General features: G+C 68.6%; 22 protein-coding genes and 1 tRNA gene. 13 read left to right on the top strand and 10 right to left on the bottom strand.

The window, feature by feature from the left end; genetic code table 11:
• Positions 1–176: 176 nt before the first annotated feature.
• Entirely contained in the window at positions 177–389 is a 213-nt protein-coding gene (locus ABEA43_RS11425; protein ID WP_345560969.1) for a hypothetical protein, read from the top strand.
• 102 nt (positions 390–491) lie between these two features.
• On the opposite strand, the gene ABEA43_RS11420 is transcribed toward ABEA43_RS11425, so the two are convergent.
• Entirely contained in the window at positions 492–3323 is a 2832-nt protein-coding gene (locus ABEA43_RS11420) for an AfsR/SARP family transcriptional regulator (protein WP_345560967.1), read from the bottom strand.
• 307 nt (positions 3324–3630) lie between these two features.
• Here ABEA43_RS11420 and ABEA43_RS11415 point away from each other — a divergent pair, with 307 nt between their 5' ends.
• On the top strand, positions 3631–3789 hold the full coding sequence (locus ABEA43_RS11415; RefSeq protein WP_345560965.1) for a hypothetical protein: 159 nt from the start codon (positions 3631–3633) through the stop codon (positions 3787–3789).
• 14 nt (positions 3790–3803) lie between these two features.
• Here the strand turns inward: ABEA43_RS11415 and ABEA43_RS11410 are convergent, their stop codons facing one another.
• Entirely contained in the window at positions 3804–4202 is a 399-nt protein-coding gene (locus ABEA43_RS11410; RefSeq protein WP_345560964.1) for a hypothetical protein, read from the bottom strand.
• 90 nt (positions 4203–4292) lie between these two features.
• Complete coding sequence (locus ABEA43_RS11405; protein ID WP_345560962.1) at positions 4293–4829, bottom strand: GNAT family N-acetyltransferase; 537 nt, start codon at positions 4827–4829, stop codon at positions 4293–4295.
• A 120-nt stretch (positions 4830–4949) separates the two neighbouring features.
• On the opposite strand from ABEA43_RS11405, the gene ABEA43_RS11400 reads away from it, so the two are divergent.
• Entirely contained in the window at positions 4950–5345 is a 396-nt protein-coding gene (locus ABEA43_RS11400) for a hypothetical protein (RefSeq protein WP_345560960.1), read from the top strand.
• A gap of 35 nt (positions 5346–5380) precedes the next feature.
• Here ABEA43_RS11400 and ABEA43_RS11395 read toward each other — a convergent pair whose 3' ends face one another.
• Positions 5381–6022, bottom strand: a complete 642-nt coding sequence (locus ABEA43_RS11395) for a LysE family translocator (RefSeq protein WP_345560959.1) — start codon at positions 6020–6022, stop codon at positions 5381–5383.
• Positions 6023–6127: 105 nt separating this feature from the next.
• On the opposite strand from ABEA43_RS11395, the gene ypfJ (ABEA43_RS11390) reads away from it, so the two are divergent.
• The 4 genes from ypfJ (ABEA43_RS11390) (at position 6128) to ABEA43_RS11375 (ending at position 8764) form a co-directional block, all read left to right on the top strand.
• Positions 6128–7099, top strand: coding sequence for a KPN_02809 family neutral zinc metallopeptidase (gene ypfJ / locus ABEA43_RS11390; RefSeq protein WP_345560957.1), 972 nt, complete (start codon positions 6128–6130; stop codon positions 7097–7099).
• 53 nt (positions 7100–7152) lie between these two features.
• The gene (ypfJ, locus tag ABEA43_RS11385; protein ID WP_345560955.1) at positions 7153–7986 is read left to right on the top strand and encodes a KPN_02809 family neutral zinc metallopeptidase; all 834 of its coding nucleotides are present in this window, start codon (positions 7153–7155) and stop codon (positions 7984–7986) included.
• Positions 7987–8034: 48 nt separating this feature from the next.
• A complete protein-coding gene (locus tag ABEA43_RS11380; protein WP_345560954.1) occupies positions 8035–8331 on the top strand; it encodes a type II toxin-antitoxin system VapB family antitoxin in 297 nt (98 codons plus the stop codon).
• Positions 8332–8503: 172 nt separating this feature from the next.
• Positions 8504–8764 carry a hypothetical protein gene (locus tag ABEA43_RS11375; RefSeq protein ID WP_345560951.1) on the top strand — a complete coding sequence of 87 codons (261 nt, stop codon included), beginning with the start codon at positions 8504–8506 and terminating at the stop codon, positions 8762–8764.
• A 116-nt stretch (positions 8765–8880) separates the two neighbouring features.
• Here ABEA43_RS11375 and ABEA43_RS11370 read toward each other — a convergent pair.
• From ABEA43_RS11370 to ABEA43_RS11355, 4 genes are all read right to left on the bottom strand, one after another.
• Positions 8881–8970: transfer RNA gene (locus ABEA43_RS11370), tRNA-Ser, on the bottom strand.
• A 10-nt stretch (positions 8971–8980) separates the two neighbouring features.
• On the bottom strand, positions 8981–9436 hold the full coding sequence (gene tadA / locus ABEA43_RS11365; RefSeq protein WP_345560949.1) for a tRNA adenosine(34) deaminase TadA: 456 nt from the start codon (positions 9434–9436) through the stop codon (positions 8981–8983).
• 61 nt (positions 9437–9497) lie between these two features.
• A complete protein-coding gene (locus ABEA43_RS11360) occupies positions 9498–9974 on the bottom strand; it encodes a tRNA adenosine deaminase-associated protein (protein WP_345560947.1) in 477 nt (158 codons plus the stop codon).
• Between the two features lie 18 nt (positions 9975–9992).
• Positions 9993–10508: a tRNA adenosine deaminase-associated protein gene (locus tag ABEA43_RS11355; RefSeq protein WP_425570231.1), complete on the bottom strand. Its 516-nt coding sequence runs from the start codon at positions 10506–10508 to the stop codon at positions 9993–9995.
• 214 nt (positions 10509–10722) lie between these two features.
• On the opposite strand from ABEA43_RS11355, the gene upp reads away from it, so the two are divergent.
• The 5 genes from upp (at position 10723) to ABEA43_RS11330 (ending at position 14732) form a co-directional block, all read left to right on the top strand.
• Positions 10723–11361 (top strand): uracil phosphoribosyltransferase, encoded by a 639-nt coding sequence (gene upp / locus ABEA43_RS11350; RefSeq protein ID WP_345560945.1) that lies wholly within the window; start codon positions 10723–10725, stop codon positions 11359–11361.
• 145 nt (positions 11362–11506) lie between these two features.
• The gene (locus ABEA43_RS11345; protein WP_345560944.1) at positions 11507–11731 is read left to right on the top strand and encodes a hypothetical protein; all 225 of its coding nucleotides are present in this window, start codon (positions 11507–11509) and stop codon (positions 11729–11731) included.
• Positions 11732–11983: 252 nt separating this feature from the next.
• Positions 11984–12517 (top strand): PH domain-containing protein, encoded by a 534-nt coding sequence (locus ABEA43_RS11340; RefSeq protein WP_345560943.1) that lies wholly within the window; start codon positions 11984–11986, stop codon positions 12515–12517.
• A 96-nt stretch (positions 12518–12613) separates the two neighbouring features.
• The gene (locus ABEA43_RS11335; protein WP_345560942.1) at positions 12614–13957 is read left to right on the top strand and encodes a helix-turn-helix domain-containing protein; all 1344 of its coding nucleotides are present in this window, start codon (positions 12614–12616) and stop codon (positions 13955–13957) included.
• Between the two features lie 100 nt (positions 13958–14057).
• A complete protein-coding gene (locus tag ABEA43_RS11330) occupies positions 14058–14732 on the top strand; it encodes a FadR/GntR family transcriptional regulator (protein ID WP_345560941.1) in 675 nt (224 codons plus the stop codon).
• Positions 14733–14776: 44 nt separating this feature from the next.
• Here the strand turns inward: ABEA43_RS11330 and ABEA43_RS11325 are convergent, their stop codons facing one another.
• Positions 14777–15064, bottom strand: a complete 288-nt coding sequence (locus tag ABEA43_RS11325; protein WP_345560939.1) for an antibiotic biosynthesis monooxygenase family protein — start codon at positions 15062–15064, stop codon at positions 14777–14779.
• Between the two features lie 43 nt (positions 15065–15107).
• On the opposite strand from ABEA43_RS11325, the gene ABEA43_RS11320 reads away from it, so the two are divergent.
• The gene (locus ABEA43_RS11320) at positions 15108–15572 is read left to right on the top strand and encodes a MarR family winged helix-turn-helix transcriptional regulator (RefSeq protein ID WP_345560937.1); all 465 of its coding nucleotides are present in this window, start codon (positions 15108–15110) and stop codon (positions 15570–15572) included.
• A gap of 17 nt (positions 15573–15589) precedes the next feature.
• Here the strand turns inward: ABEA43_RS11320 and dnaN are convergent, their stop codons facing one another.
• Positions 15590–16687 carry a DNA polymerase III subunit beta gene (dnaN, locus tag ABEA43_RS11315; RefSeq protein WP_345560935.1) on the bottom strand — a complete coding sequence of 366 codons (1098 nt, stop codon included), beginning with the start codon at positions 16685–16687 and terminating at the stop codon, positions 15590–15592.
• Positions 16688–16724 lie beyond the last annotated feature (37 nt).

Here is a 16724-nt window from a genome sequence, read left to right as displayed (position 1 = left end):
CCCTGCTGTCCCTAGGCAGAGGGCAAGCCTCCTCTTCGGCAAGCCCCAAGGCGGGCCGTCTACCTAGGCTCCCGAAGCCGTCGAACCCCGATCACGCGCTCACCTTCCTGATCCCGTCACGCGCGCTCCACGAGGACCTTGACCTCAGGGACAAGGACCCTGGCTGCAGCTACCGGATGTGGCGCTGGGAGAGGGAGAGCGGCGGGCCGGAGGACGGCAGCCTTCTGGCGGGCAGGATCGTGCACGCTCGTGACATCCACGGCCGCCGAGTCCTCACCTCCGGCATCGTGACGATGCTCGGCATGGACGACGGGCGGTATCACGTCCGCGACGCCGAACCCCATGGGGCCGCCCGGGTCGTCTGTTCCGAGGAAACCTGGCCGGGCTGACTTACGGCCACGCGCGTACGGGCCCGCCTTCCTGAGCAGGCGGCCGACCTGCTTGGCCGGCGCGTGCCCGGATAGCGTCGTGACGTGGTGCCGCCGGCAGGGTCAGAGCATGTTCTTGATCGGCCGGGGTGTTTCCGGCACGGGCTGGGCGAGGATCTCGGTCGCTTCCCGGGGCGTGAGCAGGCGGGCGTCGCACAGGAGGCCGACGGAGTCCTCCCACTGCTCGCGTGCTTCGCCGTGCCGTCCGAGGGCGTGCAGCGTGGTGCCGAACCACCAGCGGCACACGGCTTCCTGCAGGCTGTATCCCGACTCGCGGAGCAGCCGGACGGACGTCGCGTAGCTGTCCGCCGCCTCGGTCAGCCGGCCGGCATTGCGGTAGGCGTCGCCCAGCGAACCGTGCGCGATGCCTGCTTCTGCGGCCGTGCCCACCTTCGGCCAGAGCTCCACCAGCCGGCGTGCTTCCGCGATCGCCTCGTCGAAGCGGCCCTGGCGGTAGTAGACGTGCACCCGGTTGTTGCGGATCGCGATCATGGCCCCAGGGCGTTCGGTGGCGTCGTTGAGGTCCAACGCGGACTCGAAGTAACCGAGTGCCTCGTCGAAACGGCCCACGAGCGTGTGGATGACGCCGAGGTTGTTGAACGCCCCAGCCTTGCGCCGGGGCAGGCCGGCGCGGTCCCAGTCGGTGAGGGCGGTCTTCAGCTGCGCGATCGCGGCGTCGTGGCGGTCCTGGTCCCGGTAGACCCAGCCGAGGAAGCTGCGGAGCTGGGCCTTGTCCTCCCATGCTGCGATGCGGTCGGCCACCTCGATGGCGTGCGCGTAGACGTCGGCCAGCTGGGTGTGCCAGCCCTGGTAGCAGGAGGGCCAGTGGAGTCCGATGACCAGGCCGACGGCGGTCGCCGGGTCGGGGCCGGCCAGCGCCTGGTGTGCGGCGGCGAGCAGGTTGTCCCGTTCGTCCTGGACCCAGCGTCCCGCCTCCGCCAGGTCCTTGAAGGTGCTGTCGGGCAACTCGACGGGACATCGGAGTACGGGATCGCTGTTGAGCATGGTGCTCGCCATCCAGATGGTGGTCACGTAGTGGTGCAGCGCGCGCCGTACGGCGGAAGTGCGTTCCCGCTCCGGCAGGTCCTGGTGGGCGCGTTCGCGGGCGTAGAGGCCGACCAGGTCGTGGAACTGGTAGCGGTCGAGGCCGGCGGGTTCGAGGAGGCGGGCGTCCTGGAGGCGTTCCAGGGCGGCTTCTGCGCGGTGGTGCGGCCAGCCGGTCAGGGCGGCGGTGGCGGCGGGGGTGTGGGTGGGCAGGTCGAGCAGGCCGAGCAGGGTGAGCAGGCGGGCGGCGTCGCCACCGGTGGGTTCGTCGTGCAGGTGCTGGTGGCTGACCGCGATGCCGGCGCGGACGGCGAGGTCGCCGTATTGGAGCATGTCCAGGCGGCGGGTGGCGTCGGCGAGCCGTCTTTCCAGGTCGGACAGGGTCCAGTCGGGGCGGGCGGCCAGGCGGGCGCCGACGATGCGCAGGGCCAGGGGGAAGCCGCCGCACAGGTCGGCGATCCGTTCGACGGCCTGGGGTTCGGCGCGGGCTCGGTCGGGTCCGGCCAGGCGGGACAGCAGGGCGGTGGCGTCGGTGGTGTCCAGGGTGGCCAGGTGGAGGTGGCGGGCGTTGTCCAGGGTGGTGAGCGGGTCGCGGCAGGTGATCAGGACGCGGCAGCCGGGGCCGGCGGGGATGAGCGGGCGGATCTGGGCGGCGTCGCGGGCGTTGTCCAGGATGACCAGCAGGTTGCAGGTGGCGGTCAGGGAGCGGTAGCGGGCGGCGGCCTCGCCGGGGCCGGCAGGGTCGGCGGGGGTGGCGGGGGTGGCGGCGGCGTCCAGGCCGAGGGAGCGCAGCAGGTGGCTGAGGGCTTGGGCCGGGGTGAGCGGGTCGAGTCCGGGGGTGGAGCCGTGCAGGTTGAGGTAGATGACGCCGTCGGTGAAGCGGGTGGCCATGGCGTGGGCGACGTGGACGGCGAGGGCGGATTTGCCGATGCCGCCGGGTCCGTCGATGACGGTGACGGCGGGCCCATGGGCGGGGCCGAGTGCGGTGTGCAGGTGGTGGATCTCTTCGGCGCGGGCGGTGAAGGCGTGGGTGTCGGCGGGGAGTTCGGCCGGGATGTAGGGGGCGCCGGCGGTGATCTGCTGGGCGGGGGTGCTCAGGTCGAGGATGGGGTCTTTGGCCAGGACGGCTTGGTGCAGGCGGCGTAGTTCGCGGCCGGGTTCGAGGCCGAGTTCGGAGATCATGGTCCGGCGGGTGTCCTGGTAGACGGCGAGGGCGTCGGAGGGGCGGCCGGAGCGGTGCAGGGCGAGCATGAGCTGGGCGGCGGGGCGTTCGCGCAAGGGGTGGGCGCGTACGTGGGCGGCCAGGTCGGCGGCCACCGCCTGGTGGTCGCCTGCGGCCAGGCGGAGGTCGGCGTGCTCTTCCAGGACGGTGAGGTGTTCTTCGTCCAGACGGGTGGCTTCGATGCGGGCCCAGGGGGCGGCGAGTTCGGCCAGGGGGTCGCCGCGCCACAGGTGCAGGGCTCTGCGGTAGAGGGTGTCGGCGGCGTCTGTGGCTCCTTGGGTTTGGGCGGTGCGGGCGCGTTTGGCCAGGCGGGTGAACCGGTGGGCGTCGATGTGGTCGGGGTCGAGGGCGAGCCGGTAGCTGCCGGGCACGGTTTGGATGATCTCCTCGGTGGTGTGGGGTGCGAGGGTTTCGCGGAGTTTGGAGACCACGATGTGGAGTTGTTTGGCCGCGGTGGCCGCGGAGCTGTCTGCCCAGATGTCGGTGAGGAGCCGGTCGGCGTGGACGGCCTGCCCGGCGTCCAGGGCGAGTCTGGCCAGGACGCCGATGCGTCGTTGCCCGGCGAGCCGGACCGGTTCGCCATCGGCCAGGACCTGCCACGGGCCGAGAAATCTGATCTCCAGCGTCACCAGGTGCGCTGCCCTCCTTGTACGGCGATCGCGGATACGCCGTGCAACTTCCGGCGTCTTGGTTCACACACGTATGTCTAGATGTGCAGGCTTACAGGTGCCTTACAAGTGACTCGCCGGGCCCTTGCGGCCATAGCAGGACCGGCTGGGGAGCGGGCCCGGAGACGAGGCTTGTCGGGTGTTCACCTGACACCGTCACATCCTTGCCGTCCGTAGGCTCGTACCTTCAGCCCTAAACGGAGGATGGTGTCGCGATCTCTGTGTCCAATACCATCACCCCTGCATCTTCTATCGCACGGGAGGTCTCGTGACACACGTCAGACTGCTCAAGAAGCTCGCCGTCATGGCCATTGCCGGTTTTCTCGCGCTCGGCCTCGGCGCCGCGGCCGCCTCATCCGCCTCCGCCGCCGTGAAGATCGACAAGCCCACCCCCTTCGCCGACATCACCGACGAACTTCAGGGGTGATTCACCCGGTGTAGCTACCGGTCGAACCACTTCCCCGACGAGGGCCTGCACAACTGCACGAACACCACCGCAGCCAGCAGCAGGCCGACCACGTTGCCGAGGCTGGCGCCGTACAGGACCTCCCAGATCTCCAGCGGGATCAGCAGGAGCTCCACGACGAGTACGGCGGCCCGCACCCAGCCACGGCGCGAGGGGACCCGGGTGGAGAGAAACCCGACCAGCAACACCGTGGCGAGTGGAAGCGCGGTGGAATAGAGCGCGACGCCTTCGCCGTCGTCCAGCCGCACACCCAGCGCCATGAGGACTAGGAAGGTGCCGGCCTGCTGAAACCCCAGCACGGCCTGGATCCACATGCAGATCCGGGTGGCGAGCACCGTCCGCGGCATCGCCTCGATGCGGTACGTCTCGGACATGCGCGTCTCCGTTCGGGGGGCGGCAGTTGACACGCCGCGTGAGACCGGCCTACATGATCTCATGTGCCGACCGCTTTGCGGAGTCGCGGGTCAGGCCGCCTCGAACTCGTCGCGGGTGATCGCCAGGACCCGTACCGGCTGCCCGTGGGCCGGGACGACCGTCTCCCGTTCCTGCCGCATGCCCAGTTTCGTCATGACGCGCGCCGACGCGTGCTGGTCGACGTGGCAGATGCTGACGATCCGGTCCAGGCCCGCCTCCTCGAACCCGAAGCGCAGCGCCGCCCGGGCCGCCTCGGTGGCGATGCCCCGGCCCCAGAACGGCCGGCCCAGCCGCCAGCCGATCTCCACGGCGGGCAGCACCTCGGGCAGGAAGTGGGGAATGGTCAGCCCGGCCCAGCCGGCCAGCTCCCCGATCTCGCGCACCTCCACGGCGAACATCCCGTAGCCCCGCTCCTCCCATTCCCGCCGCATGAGCGCGAAACCGGCCGCGGTCTGCTCCCTCGTACGCACCGAGCCGTCGCCGATGAAGCGCATGACCTCAGGATCGGCGTAGATCACCATCAGCGGTTCCAGGTCCTCCTCGCGCCAGCCCCGTAGCACCAGCCGCTCGGTCGCCAGTTCCGGCATCGATCGATCTCCTTCCGCCTTCGGGGCGCCGTTATGCGCGGGTTCGCATTCGCGTACATGACCATGAATGACGGTCCTATGCTCGGCGCGTCAATCGCTGCCCCTGAATGGGAGGCTCGCATGTCCGAGCCTTACAGCATCGAGGCGATGCCGCAGTCCGTGTCCGTCGCGAGGATCTGCATGTGGATCCAGGCGGTGCTGGGTCTGGTCGGTTTGTTCCTGCTGTTCATCCTGCTGGGGAGTGCCCCGGTCAGCGCCGTAGGCGGCGCTGTGATCCTCGCGCTCTCCATCCCGCTGGCCACGGTCCTGCTGATCGGGTTCCTGGCGATGAGAATTCCCTCTCGCCGTGGCTGGGTACGCGCCTTCGGGCTGGTCGTCGAGGTCCTGCTCGTGCTTCTGGGCATCTGGAACCTCGTGGACGGCGTCAGCTTCGGCAACCTGCTCGGCGTGCTGCTGGCAGGCGTGGTGTTCGCGCAGTTGTGCAGGTCATCGTCCGCGATGTGGTTCGACCGGTGAAACCGGGCGGGCCCCCGTACTGAGGGCCCGCTCGCTCAGGCGGCCACGAGGGCCTTGGAGCGGTCGGTCGCCATGTGGACGGCGAAGATCCCGAGCACCGTGCCGGTGGCGTAGCGCTGGATGCGCAGCCAGACCGGGCGGCGCGCGAGGAACGCGGCCAGGCTGCCCGCCGAGATCGCGATCAGAGCGTTGACCAGGGTGCCGACCACGATCTGCACGGATCCGAGCGCCAGGCTCTGCAGCAGCACATGCCCCATCGACGGGTCGATGAACTGCGGGAGCAGCGACAGGTACAGGATGGCGATCTTGGGGTTCAGCAGGCAGGTGATCAGGCCCATCCCGAACAGCCTGCGCGGCGGCTCGACCGCGAGCTCGCGCGGCTGGAAGGCCGACGCGCCGCCCGGCCTGACGGCGTTCCAGGCCAGCCAGAGCAGGTACGCCGCCCCCGCCAGCTTGAGCCCCGTGTACGCGGCGGGGACAAACGCGAAGATGGCCGTCAGCCCGAGGCACGTCGCGGCCAGATAAGCGGTGAACCCGAGGAAGACGCCGGTCAGCGAGATCAGGCCGGCCCGGCGGCCCTGCGTGATCGATCGCGAGACCAGATAGATCATGTTCGGGCCGGGCGTCAGCACCATGCCCAGCGAAACCAGCGCGATCCCCATCAACCCTGCCGTCATAGCCGCAGGTTAACCGACATATCCGTAAAAATCATACCTATTGTCCACTGTTCATTACGGTGCGTATTCACCGCGCTACGGGGGAGAAGTGCATCGGGGGGACACATGCAGTTCGACGACGATGCGCCACTCGACCCGTCACAGGTCGAGGACGTACGAGCTTCGGGCCCGCAGGGCGGAGGCGGGCGCGGTGGCGGTGGCGGCGGGATGCCGGGCGGGTGCATGCTGCCCATCGGCGGCCGTGGCGGCGGCTGCCTGCTGCTGGTGCTGGCGGTGGCCGGGCTGTTCCTGTTCAAGCTCGTCCCTTCGCCGTTCAGCGGCGACGAGGGCGGGCAACAGGGTGGCCAGCAGGGTGGCCAGCAGCCGAGCCCTCCGCAGTCGCTGCCCCCCTCCGGCAACCTGGCCGAGCGCTGCAAGACCGGCGCGGACGCCGACCAGTCGGAGGACTGCCGGATCGTCGGCACGGTGAACAGCATCCAGTCCTACTGGCGGCAGGCGTTCCAGGAGCGGGGCCGCAAGGCGTACACACCGGCCAAGACGGTGCTCTTCTCGCGGGCGGTCAACACCGGCTGCGGCGCGGCCGACTCCGCCGTGGGCCCCTTCTACTGTCCCGCCGATCGCAAGGTCTACCTGGACCTGTCGTTCTTCAACACGCTCCAGCGGGACTTCGGGGCGGAGGGCGGGCCGTTCGCGCAGGCGTACGTGGTCGCCCACGAGTACGGCCACCACGTCCAGAACCTGCTCGGCACCATGAACAGGGTCAGCGACAACAGCCGCCCCGGCGCCAAGAGCCCGTCCGTACGCCTTGAGCTCCAGGCCGACTGCTACGCCGGCGTCTGGGCGCACAACGCGGTCAAGACCGGCTTCTACCGCGAGCCGTTCACCCAGAGCGACATCGACCAGGCGCTGAGCGCGGCGGCGGCGGTCGGCGACGACAGCATCCAGCGGCGCTCGCAGGGCCGCGTGACCCCCGACGCCTTCACGCACGGCACCTCGCAGCAGCGCGAGAAGTGGTTCAGCACCGGCTACGACAGCGGCGACCCCATGCGGTGCGACACGTTCTCGGGTGGCATCTGAGCGGTTCTTCGGGGAAGTTGTCTTTCGGGCAGCACCCCAGAAGGGACCTCAGCATGGACTTCAGAGACGACGTCAACCTCGACGCCTCCCAGGTGGAGGACGCCGGAGGAAGCGGCGGAGGCGGTGGCGGCGGCTTTCCCGGCGGCATGATCATCGGTGGCGGTGGCATCGTCAGCCTGATCGCGCTCGTGCTGGTGTTCGTGCTGAACAACGTGGGCGGCGACGCCGAGCCCGCCCAGCGCCGGCCGCCGTCCAACCTCTCCGAGCAGTGCCAGACGGGCAAGGACGCCGACCAGTCCGAACGGTGCCGCGTGGTGGGCGTGGTCAACAGCATCCAGGACTACTGGAAACGCGAAATTTCCGAATATCGACCGGCCAAGACCGTCCTGTACTCCGGCCGCTTAAACACGGGCTGCGGCTCGGCCGACTCCTCCGTCGGCCCCTTCTACTGCCCCGGCGACCAGCGCGTCTACCTCGACCTGAGCTTCTTCGACCAGCTCCACACCCAGTTCGGCGCCAAGGGCGGCCCCTTCGCCCAGGCATACGTGATCGCCCACGAATACGGCCACCACGTCCAGAACCTGCTCGGCGCCCTCGAATCGGGCAGCTCGGTCTCCGTCGAGCTCCAGGCGGACTGCTACGCGGGCGTCTGGGCGCGGAACGCGGTCAAGACCGGGTTCTACGAAAAACCCTTCACGAACGCGGATATCGCCGAAGCCCTCGACGCGGCGGCCGCGGTCGGCGACGACAGAATCCAGCAACGCAGCACCGGCAGAATCGATCCTGAATCGTTCACCCACGGCAGCTCCGAGCAACGCGTCAACGCCTTCCAGCGCGGCTACAAAAACGGCGGTCCAGCCGACTGCGCGCAGTCCGAGCTGCGCTGAGCGGGCCGGAGAGCGCGAGGATTCGAATTCTCTCCTAAAATCGGGGGGGTGATCTTCAAGCTTGTCGGCGACGGACGCCCTTATCCCGACCACGGTCTGACGCACCGAGAGTGGGCGCAGATCCCTCCACGGCAGGTCCGGCTCGACTCGTTGATCACCACGAAGGCCATGCTGGACCTGCACTCGCTGCTCGCCGCCGACTCCACCTTCTACGGGGATCTTTTCCCGCACGTGGTGCAGTGGCAGAACGAGCTCTATCTGGAGGACGGCCTGCACCGCGCGTTGCGGGCGGCCCTGCATCAACGATCGATCCTGCACGCCAGGGTCCTGGAGCTGCCCAACTGAGAAAGCCCGCGAAAAAAGGGAGCCGCGATTCGCGGCTCCCTTTTATATGTCAGCCAGTAGGGCGTCCCAGCAGCGTTTTCCAACATCATTTTCGACCGGAAGCGAAGGAGAAGCGTCTCGGAAGCCTTGACGGCGGCACTTTCCGCGTAGTCGAGGAAAGCGACGTCTCTCTATGCGTAACAAGATCATGAGCGTGGCGGTTGCCGTGGCGTCAGCGGTCACCTTCAGCGCGTCCGCGTCTGCGCCGGCCGGCGCCACGAGCACGGCGCCGCACTGGGAGTTCGTCGCGGCTTATCCGAAGACCACCGCGGGCTACAAGGCCTGCATGGCCGTCGGGAAGCAGTGGGAGGGGGCCTCGCGGTGCACCGCCTGGAGCGGCAAGCCCTGGTCCCGCAACGGGGCGGACTATCACCTTGAGATCTCCACGAACTGACGCGTGATCGGCCCACTGCCGCGGTCGACGGGGGCCGCGGCAGCCGGACCCGGACGCCCGCACGAAGCGCATGCGAAGGGCCCCCGACCCGTTGCTACGGGTCAGAGGCCCCAATGTGGCGGTGGTGGTGGGATTTGAACCCACGGATGAGTTGCCCCATCACACGCTTTCGAGGCGTGCGCCCTCGGCCACTAGGCGACACCACCGCGCACGAGCTTACCGGATCCTCCGGGTAGCGAAGAACCGCTTTAGTACGTCCGAGCACTCCTCGTCCAGAACCCCCATGACGACCTCGGGCCGATGGTTGAGCCGGCGATCGCGTACGACGTCCCACAGCGACCCCACGGCCCCGCCCTTCTCGTCGACGGCGCCGTACACGAGCCTGGCCACCCTGGACAGCACCGCGGCCCCCGCGCACATCGTGCAGGGCTCCAGGGTCACCACGAGCGTGCACCCGCTCAGCCGCCACTGCCCGCGCAGCTCCGCGGCCCGCCTGAGCGCCAGCACCTCGGCGTGGGCCGTCGGGTCCGCGGCGGACTCGCGATCGTTGCCCGCCATGGACAGGACCTCGCCGAGCGGGTCGAGCACCACCGCCCCCACGGGGATCTCGCCCCTGGCGGCGGCCGTGCCGGCCTCCGCCAGGGCCAGGCGCATGGCCTCCTCGTGGTTCACCGCGACCTCCCGCCTGGAACGATCGAAGCGGGAACGGTCGAAGCGGGAACCACGGGAACGGTCAACGCAACCGGTCGAGCTCGTCGGCGAACGACAGCCGCTCGGCGAGCACCGACAGGATGTCGGCGGGCAGCATGCCCTCTTCCACGCTCAGCTCAAGCAGCTCCTCAGAGCTCACCCCGAGATCGCTGAGCAGCTCGAAGTCCCCGGTGGGCCGCACCCCGAGCCCGTTGCTCTCCTTGTCGGGCACCACCCCGGCGAACTCGGCGAACAGCTCGCCCAGACGGTCGGAAAATATCGCGTGCGCGTCCGACAGGAACACGCGCGGCTCCTCCTCGCCCCGGTAGCGGGCGATGGCGAACCATTCGTCCTCGACCTCGACGCAGAGCAGGGCCAGCTCGTCGCCCGCCAGGTTGAGCGCCTCCGTCACCGCGTCACCGAGGTCGTCGACGATCTCGGCGTCGCCCAGATCGACTTCAGCCCCGCTCCAACCGCCGGAAGTCCTGACAAAAGCCGCAGAGAAGGTGTTGGACGCCATGTCCGTCGCTCCAGGGGGTCAGCCGAAGACCGATTCGATGGCACGCTCGAACGGCTCGGAGAACCCGAGCCGCGCGGCGATGCTGGACAGCACATCTTCGGGCAGCAGATCAATGTCGCCGGAAAGGATGCCCAGCTCCATCTCGTCCAACCCGAGGTCGGCGAAGATCGAGAGATCTCCCGCCGGCAGCACCGTCTCCTCGTCCTGGAGGATCTCGTCGAGCTCCTCCTCGTCCGGCACGGGGACGTCGAGGTATTCGAGGACCTGACGTGCCAGCGGGAAGTCCCAGGAGGCGGCGATGTCGGAGAGGAACACCTCCACCCGCTCACGCAGGACGCGCAGCGCCACGAAGAACTCGTCTCCCACGGCGACCAGCCCGATCGTCCCGCTCTCGCTGGGCTGCTGCTTCAGGGCATGGATCAGCCCTTCGAGGTCGGACGTGAGCGCGACAGGCAGCAGCTCCGCGTCCCAGCAACCGTCCTCGCGATAAACCACGATGGCGAAGTCAAGAGCGTCCTCGTCTGTCATCGCCATCCCCACCCGACTCCTGACACGACAGATATCACCAAGACCCAATCGTTCCAGAACCAGCCACCGGGCGTGTGCCTCTCCGACCAAATTGTGATCAAAACCCAAAGACTCGTGCTGCGGATAGGGTGGACGGCGTCCAGCGCCCCCGCGCGCAAGTGGCGAAGCCACAGGTCGCGGAGACTGCGCCCACGTTCCTCACAAGATAGCGTTGTCCCTTATGGAAACCCTCGTCGTCGATCATCCGCTCGTGGCTCACAAGCTCACCACGCTGCGCGATGTCCGCACCGACTCGCCGACCTTCCGCAGGCTCGCGGACGAGCTGGTGACGCTGCTGGCGTACGAGGCCACCCGCGACGTGCGCGTCAGCGAGGTCACGGTCGAGACGCCCGTCTCGCCCGCCCACGGCGTCCGGCTGTCCAAGCCGTATCCCCTGGTCGTGCCCATCCTGCGCGCCGGGCTCGGCATGCTCGACGGCATGACGCGGCTGCTGCCCACCGCCGAGGTCGGGTTCCTCGGCATGATCCGCAACGAGTCCACGCTGCAGGCCGAGACGTACGCCACGCGGCTGCCCGACGACCTGTCGGGCCGGCAGTGCTTCGTGGTCGACCCGATGCTGGCCACCGGCGGCACGCTGGCGGCGGCCGTGCAGTTCCTGTTCGACCGGGGCGCGGTGGACGTCACGGCCATCTGCCTGCTCGCCGCCCCCGAGGGCCTGGCCCACATGGACAAGGTGTTCGCGAACTCCGGCAAGCCGATCCGCGTCGTGACCGCCGCGCTGGACGAGCGCCTCAATGAGAGCGGCTACATCGTTCCAGGGCTCGGCGACGCGGGCGACCGCCTCTACGGCGTCGTCTGAGCCACGCCTCAAGTCCTCATCTCGTTACGCGCAGTCATCACTTCGTTACATACTGTGGTTGGGTGGGTACGAAGAGACAGGAAGGCAACTTCCGCATGCGCGTGGGGGACACGATGAGCGACATGCCCAGTGCCGAGGTGTTCTCGTGAAAGATCACATCGAGGCCGATCCGACTCCGTACGCGGAGGTGGAAGCCGTGCTGCGCGAAGAGTTCGCCGGCGTCCACTCCACGACCACGGTAACGCGCTGCGTCGAGGCTGCGCACTACGGCGCGCTGGAGGTCACCGGCTATGCCCACCCCAGCCTTGTCGAGCGCATCGCACGCAAGCACCTTCACGTCCTGGCTCTGGTGGCCAGCGAACGTGGCTAAGCAAGATCAAAACTAACCCGCCAAGTTACCTTTACCCCGGCATCCGGGTGGGTAATGTATACGGCGGGTGGAGTGGGTTAGTGGCACGGAGGCGACAGTGCAGGTCAAAAAAGTCCTCACATACGGTGGTATCGCATTTGTGGCGTACTACCTGTTCGCGCGACCGGCTGACGCCGCGGACGCGGTCAGAGGGGCGTTCGACACGGTGTTCAACGCGGCCGACTCGTTGGCCCAGTTTGTGAACCAGCTCGCATGAGACTTGTGACCCACGGGGACTCTGCTCCGTCGTCGGTCAACCGCTACCTCCTCCCCCACGAACAACAGGTCATCATGGTGCGCCGGCACCCCGCCATCTTGCTGCGCCCGGTGGCGGAGGTCTTCGGCGGCCTCGTCATCGCCGGCTTGCTCAGCAAGTTCTTCGGCGGGGGCGAGGCGGGCGGCACGGCGCTCGTCGTCGTCTGGTGGTTGTGGCTCCTACTTCTGATCCGTTTCGTATGGAAAGTCGCGGAGTGGTCAGTCGATTACTTTGTGGTGACTTCCAAGCGAATGCTGCTGACCACGGGCCTGATCACCCGTAAAGTCGCAATGATGCCCTTGGGCAAGGTCACCGACATGAGCTTCCAAAGATCTCTCCTTGGGCGCATGCTCGGTTACGGTGAGTTCATCCTCGAGTCAGCCGGACAGGACCAGGCACTCTCCACGGTGGAGTACATTCCGTATCCGGAGACCTTGTACCTCGAGGTCTGCCAGATGCTTTTCCCCAGCAAGGACGAGAGCGACGATTAATCTCTACGTGGGGAATTCTTCACGCGGGGATACCCGATTCGGCCACTTCATGCAATCATTGCGTGTTGTTGACCCTTCCCCGCCTTGAGAGATGAGATGCCGAGTCAGGGAACCATCGGTGACCGCGTCCGAGGACTGCGGCTGAACAGGCGGATGTCTCAGGCCCAGCTGGCCGGACCCGACCTGTCTGACAGTTATGTCTCGCTCATAGAGTCGGGCAAGCGCACGCCGACTCCTGTGGTGGCCCGCCTTCTTGCCGAGCGATTGGGATGCACGACCGAGTTCCTCCTTCACGGGATCGAGCCTCGGCAGCGCATCGACACCGAGCTGGGGCTGCGCCACGCTGAGCTTGAGCTGCAGCACGGTGACCCGTCCGTCGCCGCCGACCGCTTCACGGAGATCGTGAAGGCGGCCGATGAGGAAAACGCCATGCTGACCGCGCACGCGCGGTTCGGCAGGGCGCGTGCGCTTGAGGCCCAGGGTCGCCTCGGTCAGGCGGTGGAGGCGTTCGAGCGCCTGCGCAGGGAGGCTTCCGCCCACCCTGAGCGGCTGGCCGATCTGCCTCTCACCATCGCGCTGAGCCGCTGCTACCAGCGGGCCGGCGACCGGTTGCGCGCCCGTGATCTCGCCTCCTACGCGCTGGAGCAGGCCGAGCGCCTGTCCATCACGCAGGGCGAGGTCGCCATCGACCTGGCCGCCGCGCTCGTCGAGGCCCGCAGCGAGCGGGAGAGCGACTCCCGTGAGCTCGGCTACGTCAAGCGTGTGCTGGACACGACCGGCGTTCCGCACGTTGTGGACCGTTCCGGAGAGATCCAGGCGCTGTGGCACGCGAGTGCCGCGGCGGCCGCCGGCGAGGACTCCGCGCTGGCCGTGCGCCTGGCCGACGACGCGATCATGGCGGGCCGCCAGGCCCGGCTCGCGTTGCAGCTCGCCAGGGCGGCCATGCACTGGTCCAGGCTGGCCACGGCGCCGATCGACGAGGCCGAGCGGCTCATCGCCGGTGCGGTCGAGGCGTTCGCCGCCTTCCCCGCGACCGGCCGCGAGCACGGCGAGAGCATCGTCGTGCACGCGCGGGTGCGCCTGCGGGCCGGTGACCCGGCACGCGCAGGCGAGCTGGCTCGCACGGCTCTGGAGCTGTCCAACGACCGCTCGGGCACGACCCCGGCCGAGGCTCACCTCGTGCTGACCACGGTCGCGCTCGATCAGGGCGAGGACGCCGCCGCGCATCTGCGCACCGCTCACGAGCTGCTCGACACGCTCGACCGGCCGGTGTTCGGCTCTGACAGGCAGGCTGCCCGCTGCTGGCGCGAGCTGGGCGACCTCTATGGCAGGGCCGGGTCCAGAGCACAGCAGGCTGCCGCATATCGTAAGGCCCTCGAAGCTGCCGGAGTTCGCTCCGCAATGGCAGGGGTGACGGTTGACGCCACAGTGTCCCGCTAAACCTCCGGGAGCTCCAGATTTGGACTTTTGAGTCTGGAATAATTAGGGTCTACCAGTCATTGACTCATAGGATGATTGGTTTCCCCGGAGGAGGCGGACTGTGAGTCTGCGTACGGCGCAGCGGGCTTCGCTTGTCGATCAGGTGATCGATCAGCTCAAGGAGCAGATCACCTCAGGGTCGTGGCAGATGAACGGCAAGATCCCCACCGAGACGGTGCTCGCCGAGCAGCTCGGAGTGGGGCGCAACACCGTTCGTGAGGCCGTACGCGCGCTCACGCACGCAGGGCTGCTTGAGTGCCGTCAGGGGGACGGCACTTATGTCCGCGCGACCAGCGAGCTGTCCGGCGCGATGCTGCGGCGTCTGCGCCAGGCGGAGCAGCTCGAAATTCTCGAAGTACGCCGTGCGCTGGAGGTCGAGTCGGCGCGCCTGGCCGCCACCCGGCGCACCGATGAGGACATCGTCCGCATCGAGGCGGCGCTGGCCGAGCGCGACCGGGCATGGGAGCTGGACGACCCCGACTTCTTCGTCGAGGCCGACCTGGCCTTCCACATGGCCGTCGCGCACGCCACGCACAACCTGGTGCTGATCGACCTGTACGAAGATTTCTCGGCGGCCCTGCGAGCCAGCATCACGGCCGCGGGGACGTCGCTCAACAAGAGCTACATCCCGCACGACGCGATCGCCAGGGCCATCGCCGCCGGCGACGCCACGGCGGCCGAGCGGGCGGGGCACGCCTGCATGGAGCACATCCTCATCGCTCTGACCGAGTCCTGAGACCGCGCGGCCCGCCATCGGGCCGCGCGGCACTCCACGCCCGGTCAGCTCACGGTCCCCTCCTCCATGGACACGAGCTCGTCGATCAGGTCGAAGAAGGCCTTGATGCCGGGCAGGTTGGCGCCCTTGGCGCGGGAGGCCGCGAAGTCTTCAGGCGATCGCCACTCCACGATGTCAAGCCACTCGTCACCGGCCAGGCGGACCAGCCTGCCGCTCAGGAATCCGGCCCGATCCGCCTCGAAGTCCGCGATCATCTTCGGCCTGGCCGCCAGCAACTGGCCGGCATGCTCCGGGGAAACCCGGAAGCGGGTCAACTCCATCGTTGTCGTCATGCCACCACGATATAGTAAGAATCAGTGACTATATGGAGGCGCGGTGCGCAGGAGCCGGCGTAAGCAGGAGGAGCCCGACCTTGGCGTCCTCTCCAGCCGCACGCTCTTCAGCCTGCAGCGGGAGCTGTTCGCCACGCTGGCCGAGCAGGGGCATCCCGGGCTGCGGCCGCGGCACGGGGCGGTGCTGGCCTACCTCGACGAGGAGGGCAGCAGGGCCACGGACCTGGCCGCGCAGTCGGGGCAGCACAAGCAGGTGATCGGCACGCTGGTGGACGAGCTGGTCGAGCTCGGCTACGTCGAGCGGCGGCCGGACCCGGCCGATCGCCGGGCCAAGCTGATCGTGCCCACGGAGAAGGGCCGGGACCACCTGGTCAAGTCGGACGCCATCCTCGCCTCGATGGAGGCCGCGCACGCGCGGGCCGTCGGCGAGCAGGCGTACGCGGACTTCAAGCGGGTCTTCAAGCTGGTCGCCGAGCGCCAGACCACCCGGCCCGGCACAGACGCCTGATGGCGGCCTACGGGCGCTCAGCCCTGCCGCAGGGACATGACCAGGTAGCGGAAGGCGGGCTCGGCGTCACCCGTCACCTCCTGGATCAGCGCGGGCCTGGTCGGCGACTCCATGTTGATGGCGGCGAGCTCGCTCTCGACCCCCGCCAGCCCGTCGAGCAGGAAGTGTGACTGGAAGGCGATCTGGATGTCGTCGCCGCGCAGCTCGCACTCGACCACCTCGGTGCCGCGCCCGATGTCGCCGCCGCCCGCCTGGATGAGCACCTGCCCCTGGCTGAACGACAGCCGGATCGCGGTGTTGCGCTCGGCCACCAGGGCCACCCGCTTGATCGCGCTGATGAACTGCGCCACCGGCACGTCGGCCCTGATCGACCAGTCGGCGGTCAGGCGGGCGCGGTAGTCGATGAACTGCTCGTCCAGCAGCCGCACGGTCGTGCTGCGCCCCACGCTCTCGAACCCGGCCACCCCGTCGCCCATCGCGATCGACACCTCGCCGCCGCGCAGCGACTTGGCGATCTCGACCAGCACCCGGGCCGGGACCATGGCGGAGACCGCGGCGCCGGGGCCGGTCGGCCGCCAGGCGAAGTCGCGGGCGGCGATGCGGTAGCGGTCGGTCGCCGCCATCGCCACGGTCTCGCCCTCGATGTCGACCCTGATGCCGGTCAGCATGGGCAGCGTGTCGTCGCGGCTTGCCGCGGGCGCGACCTGGCCCACCGCGGAGGCGAACACGCCGCCGCCGACGGCGCCGATGCCCGGCGGCATCGCGGGCATGGTGGGGAAGTCTTCGACCGGCATCGTGATCAGCCCGAACTCCGCGCTGCCACAGGTCAGCACCGCCTCGGCGCCTTCGGTGACGATCTCCACGTCATCGGCGGGCAGGCTCCTGCTGATCTCGGCCAGCAGCTTGCCGGGGATCAGCACACTGCCCTCCTCGGCGACCTCGGCGTCGATCACGGCCCGCGCGGAGACGTCGTAGTCGAACGCCGACAGGCGAAGGTCCTCCCCCGCCTCCAGCAGCAACCCGGACAGGACGGGCACCACAGGCCGACTGGGCAGGACTCGGGCGGCCCACGCCACCGCATCTGCCAGAACATCGCGGTTAACCCGGATTTTCACCTGTTACCACCCCTTCGTCGTGCCATGCCTCTATGAA

This window comes from Nonomuraea rosea (assembly GCF_039539705.1).
GTDB classification, from domain to species: Bacteria; Actinomycetota; Actinomycetes; order Streptosporangiales; family Streptosporangiaceae; genus Nonomuraea; species Nonomuraea rosea.
Note: the sequence above shows the minus strand (reverse complement) of the source record. Positions and strands in the feature narration are given on the sequence as shown.

Coding starts and splice junctions, on each gene's coding strand:
- upp (WP_345560945.1), top strand. CDS start 10,723: ATGGAAACCCTCGTCGTCGATCATCCGCTCGTGGCTCACAAGCTCACC.
- ABEA43_RS11325 (WP_345560939.1), bottom strand. CDS start 15,064: ATGACGACAACGATGGAGTTGACCCGCTTCCGGGTTTCCCCGGAGCAT.
- ABEA43_RS11400 (WP_345560960.1), top strand. CDS start 4,950: ATGTCCGAGCCTTACAGCATCGAGGCGATGCCGCAGTCCGTGTCCGTC.
- ABEA43_RS11355 (WP_425570231.1), bottom strand. CDS start 10,508: ATGGCGATGACAGACGAGGACGCTCTTGACTTCGCCATCGTGGTTTAT.
- ABEA43_RS11340 (WP_345560943.1), top strand. CDS start 11,984: ATGAGACTTGTGACCCACGGGGACTCTGCTCCGTCGTCGGTCAACCGC.
- ABEA43_RS11410 (WP_345560964.1), bottom strand. CDS start 4,202: ATGTCCGAGACGTACCGCATCGAGGCGATGCCGCGGACGGTGCTCGCC.
- ABEA43_RS11375 (WP_345560951.1), top strand. CDS start 8,504: ATGCGTAACAAGATCATGAGCGTGGCGGTTGCCGTGGCGTCAGCGGTC.
- ypfJ (WP_345560955.1), top strand. CDS start 7,153: ATGGACTTCAGAGACGACGTCAACCTCGACGCCTCCCAGGTGGAGGAC.
- ABEA43_RS11360 (WP_345560947.1), bottom strand. CDS start 9,974: ATGGCGTCCAACACCTTCTCTGCGGCTTTTGTCAGGACTTCCGGCGGT.
- ABEA43_RS11405 (WP_345560962.1), bottom strand. CDS start 4,829: ATGCCGGAACTGGCGACCGAGCGGCTGGTGCTACGGGGCTGGCGCGAG.
- ABEA43_RS11425 (WP_345560969.1), top strand. CDS start 177: ATGTGGCGCTGGGAGAGGGAGAGCGGCGGGCCGGAGGACGGCAGCCTT.
- ABEA43_RS11335 (WP_345560942.1), top strand. CDS start 12,614: ATGCCGAGTCAGGGAACCATCGGTGACCGCGTCCGAGGACTGCGGCTG.
- ABEA43_RS11395 (WP_345560959.1), bottom strand. CDS start 6,022: ATGACGGCAGGGTTGATGGGGATCGCGCTGGTTTCGCTGGGCATGGTG.
- ypfJ (WP_345560957.1), top strand. CDS start 6,128: ATGCAGTTCGACGACGATGCGCCACTCGACCCGTCACAGGTCGAGGAC.